The sequence below is a fragment of the Mesorhizobium sp. M7A.F.Ca.CA.002.04.1.1 genome, assembly GCF_004022805.1.
In the GTDB taxonomy this organism is placed as follows: Bacteria; Pseudomonadota; Alphaproteobacteria; order Rhizobiales; family Rhizobiaceae; genus Mesorhizobium; species Mesorhizobium ciceri.
Window position 1 is genome coordinate 1 of sequence record NZ_RZPL01000289.1, and the last position, 6,528, is coordinate 6,528.

Here is a 6,528-nt window from a genome sequence, read left to right on the forward strand (position 1 = left end):
CTGCCGGGGACAGCGGTCTTCACCTTCAGCGGCAACGCCGAGGGCGTGTACAATATTTCGAGCACGATCAATCATACCGGGAGCGCCGTCGGCGTCTTGTTTGACGGATCGTCCGAGGGAACGGCCACCTTCTCCGGCACCTCGAAGATATTCGACACCAGCAGCGGCGCCAACGGCGCCATCGTCAAGCTCCCCAGCATCGGCCCGACCCAGGGCACGGGCTCGCTCGCCTTTACCGGCGGCAACCTCAAGATCACCACCGCCAGCGGCGCCGGCTTCAGCGCCAGCACCTTCGGCGCCGGCACGATCAGCGTCAGCGGCACCGGCAACACCATCACCACCGGCACGGGAACCGCGCTGAAGCTTGGCGATGCGACGGCGGTCGTGGCCGGGGCGACAGGCGCGACGGTCGGCGCGGACGGCATCAAGTTCGACACGATTTCGACCAATGGCGCGGCGACCGGCATATCACTCAACAATGTCAGCGGCGGCGCCATCGATCTCGGGGCGGTCGACCTGCAGGGCATCACTGGCACCGGCGTCCAGGTTTCCGGCACGCTCGGCTCGACGCTGGATTTCCACAGCCTGAACATCGGGATCGCGGCAAGCGCCACCAACGCCGTCGGCCTCGACCTCAATGGCGCGGCGCTCGGCACGAGCACCATCACGGCCGACGATTTCGATGTCGACGGCGGCAACTCCACCGGTTCGCTCGGCATCGACATGGCCGGCACGACGACAACCGGCACCGGCAAGATCCAGCTCGGTGACCTCCTCAACAACAATCCTGGCCCTGCTGGTCAGACGTCGACCATCACCAAGGTCGCCCAGGGCGTCCAGTTCTCCAGCGCCACCAACGCCAGGCTGGTGTTCGGCGACGGCGGCAGCCCGGCCGAATCGAAGATCGAGACCTTCGGCAACGGCCAGGTCATCCACGCCACCGACACGCTGCCGACATCGGGCGACTACAATTTCAACGACGTCAACTTCAGCGGCGACACGTCGAACCTGTCTTCGTACAAGGTCTACTATGTCACCGCCGATGCCACCGCCCTTGGCGACGGCAGCCTGCTCAATCCGGGCACCTATACCAACGCCCAGGCATCTACCGCCAATGTCATTGTGCTCATCGACAAGAACGTCGACGGCGGCCAGGCGACGATTGACCTCGGCGGTACGTCGTTCCAGCTCGATGACGGGCAGGTACTGCTCGCCTTCAAGAGCGACGACGCGGCCGTCGATGTCTCGCAGCTCGGCGTCGATACCAGCGCCGGCGCTTCGGCTGCGTTCCATTTCACCACCGTGCAAAACTCGCCGATCATCGCGGCACCGGCGGGCATCGACACGCTACGGCCGATCCTGCAGAGCAACACCGCCGGCTCGGTGGTCGATCTGGCGACATCAGGCTCGGGCGTCGTCACCGGCGGCCTCCAGAACCTCATCATCCGCAACACAGGCACCGGCACTGGTGTCGCCGTCAACGCGACGTCCGCCTCCAGTTTCTTCCTCCGCAACAACGACATCGCGGCCGGCGGCAGGGCGCTCGATTTCTCCACATCAGCTGCGCCGGCCAACACGCTTCTGCTTTCGATCGACGGCAATACGCTGAAATCGACGGGATCGGCGCTGGCCGCGTCCTTTGCCGGCCAGAACATCAGCGCGACGGACAACTCGGTCGAGATCCAGTCCTTTGCCGACAACACTGTGCTCGGCGGCACTGGCGGCGGCATCGCCTTCAACAATGTCCGCTTCGACTCCAACGGCGCCGGCGGCACTGTCAGCGCCGGAACGATCGGTGTTGGCTCACCAGGCCCAGGGCGCGTCCAGGGCGACGGCCTCAGCTTCACCAACACCAGCGGCACCCTCGATCTCGGCGCGTTCAGCGTCTTCAACAATGGCGGCACCGGCGTCCTAGCCAACACCAAGACCACCAATTTCACGCTGAACAGCAGCAGCGGCGGCGTCTTCACGGGGAATGGCGCGGCGTTCGATCTCGATCCGCTGACCGTCAATATGGTGGTGACCAGCATCAGTTCAGGCGGCAGCAGCGGCGGCATCATTTTCGACGGCGTCGCCGGTACCTTCACCGTCACCGGCAACACGAGCGTTGCCGCGGCGACGACTGCCGGCATTATGGCGATCAACGCCGGCAACACCGGCGTCTTCACCTTCAACACGGTGACACTGAACAGCGCCGTCACGGCGGGCGGCGGCATTCAGGTGGCGAGCGGTACGCTCAACATCACCGGCCTCGCCAACATTGACACGACCACCGGCGTCGGCGTCTCGCAAACCGGCGGCACGGTCAGCTTCACCGGCGGCGTGACCATCGACACCGCCAGCGGCACCGGAATTGTTGGAACCGGCGGCACGATGGGCATCACAGCTACCGCTGCCGCAGAAACGGTGAGGGCGACCACCGGCCAGGCGATCAATCTCTCTGGCGTCGCCGCCAGCATCGCGCTCGATTCGACCAATTCGGTCGGCGGCGCCAACAATGTCAGGCTGACCAACGTCAGCGGCACGGTCGACCTCGGTTCCGGCGCGCTGAGCGGTGCAACGGGTACGGCGTTCCTGGTTTCGGGCGGTTCGGCCAATATCGATTACAATGGCACCATTACCCACACCGCCAACGCCACCGCGATCGACGTCCAGAACCACACCGGCACCGCCGGCGGCGGCAGCACGATCTCGTTCGACGGCGCCATAACATCGAATAGCTTTAGCGACGGCATCAACCTGGTGGCCAATGGCGGCACCAACGGCACGACGATCAGCTTCACCAACAAGCTGGCGATCGATACCTCAACCAGCGACACCACCGGCTTCAGCGCCACCGGCGGCGGCACGGTTACCGCCACCGGCTCCGGCAGCACGATCAATTCGGGGACCGGCACCGCGCTCGATGTCGAGAACACGAATATCGGCTCGGGGAACCTTGTCTTCCAGAGCATCACATCGAATGGCGGTAGCGCCAACGGCATCATCCTGGTCAATACCGGCACGGCGCTCGGCAATGGCGGCTTGCATGTGACTGGAAATGGCGCCAACGTCGGCGCGACCGGCGGGGGCGTCATCGCCAACAAGACCGGCGCCGATGGCAGCGCCACGCAAGGCACCGGCATCTACCTCAGCAATACGAAGGATGTGCAGCTCAATGGTCTGCAGCTGAACGATTTCGACAATTTCGGTATCCGAGGGTTCGAGGTGAATGGCTTCGCGCTCACCAATAGCGTGGTGAACGCAACCTCTGGCACGAACGGCACCAGCGCCGCGGCCGACGAAGGCTCGATCAGCTTCCGCGCCGCCGACGCCGCCCATAACGGCCTGACCGGCACCGTCGCCATCACCAATTCGGTGATCGCGAACGGCCTTGAGGACAATTTCAACGTCTTCAACAACAGCGGCACGTTGAACATCACTGTTTCGGGCTCGACCTTCCGCGACACCTCCGTGGGACCGCCAGGCAATGTCGGCCTGCTGCTGCAGGCCGACGGCACCGCCAACATCACCGGCCTTGTCACGAACTCGTCGTTCCTGCGCAATTTCGCGAGAGGTATCCAGCTCATCAACAACGGCTCGGGCAACATCGATTTCGATGTCGGCCAGGCCGGCGTCGCCGGCAGCGGCGGCACCTTCACCGACAATTTCGTTGGCGTGGACATGGATCAGAACGGCGCCGGCACCTATAATTTCAATGTGCTGAACGCGACCTTCACCACGGCGAACTATGCGACCCTGTTTGGTGCCGGCGGCGCGGGCTCGCAGATCAACGTCAACCGCGGCGGTGCCGCATCGCCGGTCGTGCGTGGCCTGTTCACGGGCAACATCCTCAACAACAACATCAACAACGCGGATTCCGGCACCGGACCAGGTATCAGTGTCTCCATCAACGGGACCGCCACCGGCAGCAACACGGTGACCGTCAAGCTCGACGGCAACACTGTCACGCACGTCGCGAACTATGGCATCCTGGTCGCGAACGGCGACGGCAATGGGATCGTCAATGCCACCATCACCAACAACACCGTCAGCACGACGACCGCAGCCGCGCTCGAGGCGATCCGCGTCAATGGCGGGATAACCTCGAGCCAGGCTGGTGCCTCCGGCACGCCCGACAATGGCGCGCTGACTTTTGATATCCATGGAAATACGCTGAGCGTCGATCCGTCAGCTGGCGTCACCGATATCCGCGTGCGGCAGCGGTTCAATGTGATCGACAAGATCGAAGGCTATGCCGGCAGCGCCACCGACGACACGGCGGTTCAGGCCTATCTCGCCAGTCTCAACAGCCATTCGGGTGGCGGTGCCGCGACAGTGGCCGCCGACCACAACAACACCGGCTTCGGGACCATTGTTGGGGTTACGGAGCCGCCCCTGCCATAGGCGGGCGTTGCGCGCGGTGGCGCTGGAATAAATTACAAAATGTATTGGCCGAGCAGATTGCTTTGTGGCGGTGGGTGATCTAACGTAACGTCATGTAGAGATTGGCTTTTTACTACAAATTGAACGTTTGGGGGTGTATATGGCCGAGCCGTATCTCTCGGAAATCAAGTTGATTTCTTTCAACTTCCCTCCCCAAGGTTGGGCGTTCTGCGACGGACAGCTCCTGCCGATCAACCAGAACCAGGCATTGTTTGCTCTGCTGGGCACGACCTATGGCGGCAATGGGCAAACGACTTTCGCCTTGCCCGATTTGCGCGGGCGCGTGCCAACTCATACTGGCGGCCAAGGTCATCTCCTGGGCGAGCGGGGCGGCGAGCAGGCGCATACGCTCACACTGCCCGAGATTCCCCAGCATTCTCACACCGCCAGCGCGACATCGGATTCCGGCGATCTCTTCGTCGCCAGCGGCAATGTGCTTGCGGCGTCGCCCGCGCAGCTTTACGCGCCCGCGACATCGAACCTGACAACGCTGGTGCCCAGCAGCGTCACCACGATGGGCGGCAGCCAGGCACATGAAAACATGCAGCCCTATCTGGTGCTGAATTTTTGCATCGCCCTGCAAGGTATCTTCCCGTCGCGGAATTGAAGGACGCGCAGTCATGACAGTTTACATCGGCGAGATTCGCATGTTCGCGGGGAACTTTGCGCCCGCCGGATGGGCGTTCTGTCAGGGCCAGACGATACCCATCTCCGAAAACGATGCCCTGTTCCAGTTGATCGGCACGACCTATGGCGGCGACGGTCAGGAGACATTCAACCTGCCGAACCTGGCCAGCCGCGTGCCGGTCCATCAGGGAACCGGTTTCATCATCGGGCAAACCGGCGGCGTCGAGGACGTGACGCTGAACATACAGCAAATGACCGGCCACACTCACGCCATGCTGGCGACGAGCAGCGTCTCCAACCAGACGAGCCCCGCCAACAACGTTGTGGCCCAATCGTCTACAGGCAAGCTCTATGTCGAGGACACACCGACGGCGAACCTCGCCAACCCTGTGGTCGGCATGACGGGTGGCAGCCAGCCTCACAGCAACCTGCAGCCTTACCTCTGTGTCAATTTCATCATTTCACTGTTCGGCGTTTTCCCGACCCAAACATAAGGACAGGACCATGTCGGACCAATTCGTCGCGGAAATCCGAATTTTTCCGTCCAACTTCGCACCCAGGGGCTGGGCGACCTGCGACGGTCAGCTCATGCCGATCTCGCAAAACACGGCCTTGTTCTCGCTGCTGGGCACGACCTATGGCGGCGATGGCAGATCGACCTTCAGCTTGCCGGACATGCAAGGCAATGTGCCGATGCAACCCGGCCAGGGTCAAGGGTTGGCGCTTTATGATCTAGGGCAGTTCGGTGGCTCGGATACCGTGTCTCTACTGGAATCGGAAATGCCGATGCACAATCACAACATCCGCGCCGTAACCGACCCTGCCGAGCTTCAGATCCCGACGCCGGATCGGGCGATCGCCAGGTCGAGCAACGCCAACGCCTACAAGAACACGACCGCTAACATCGTGTCGATGGCAGTGAACATGCTGGCTCCGGCAGGTGGCAGTCTGCCGCACAACAATCGCATGCCCTACCTGACATTGACTTTTTGCATCGCGCTGGAAGGCTTTTTCCCGCCGAGAGGCTGAGGAATTCCGAATCAACAAGGCAGGACCGATACGATGGCCAAGAAAGCTGAACCTAGGTCGAAGGCATCGGCCCCCGCAGCAAGGACGCCCGCGCCCGCGCCTCGGGCGGCTTCCAAGGCCAACGCCCGCTCGCGGCGATCCAGCGTCCCGCCCATCTACCAGAACAAGCCCGCCGGCGCGGCGTTCTTCGAACTGTCGCGGCTGATGGTGGTGGGCATCGATTCCGCCAAAAGTCAGTTGATCCAGAAGGCTCAAGACGCACCGAACGGGTCATGGCCCGCGGCGTGGTCGTTCATCGCGCCCGGCGCCTGGGTGATCATGACGGCGGGCCTCACCAGGGACGGTCGCGTCGCCGTGGTCGCGCAAGCCTCGGGCACCACCAACCTGTCCTTCATCACCGAAGACCCCAACCAGATCGGTCCGATCGACCACTGGACCGCGCCGACG

At 62.9% G+C, this 6,528-nt stretch carries 4 protein-coding genes and 1 pseudogene; all 5 read left to right on the forward strand.

What is annotated here, in order from left to right:
* A pseudogene (locus ENZ75_RS16515) lies at positions 1–4,386 on the forward strand (hypothetical protein); the annotation flags it as partial.
* Between the two features lie 139 nt (positions 4,387–4,525).
* Entirely contained in the window at positions 4,526–5,032 is a 507-nt protein-coding gene (locus ENZ75_RS16520; RefSeq protein WP_063169581.1) for a tail fiber protein, read from the forward strand.
* Between the two features lie 13 nt (positions 5,033–5,045).
* Complete coding sequence (locus tag ENZ75_RS16525) at positions 5,046–5,546, forward strand: tail fiber protein (protein ID WP_063169580.1); 501 nt, start codon at positions 5,046–5,048, stop codon at positions 5,544–5,546.
* A 10-nt stretch (positions 5,547–5,556) separates the two neighbouring features.
* On the forward strand, positions 5,557–6,081 hold the full coding sequence (locus tag ENZ75_RS16530) for a tail fiber protein (protein WP_063169579.1): 525 nt from the start codon (positions 5,557–5,559) through the stop codon (positions 6,079–6,081).
* Positions 6,082–6,114: 33 nt separating this feature from the next.
* Positions 6,115–6,528 (forward strand): hypothetical protein (locus tag ENZ75_RS16535; RefSeq protein ID WP_206617046.1); only part of this gene is annotated, 414 nt, incomplete at its 3' end.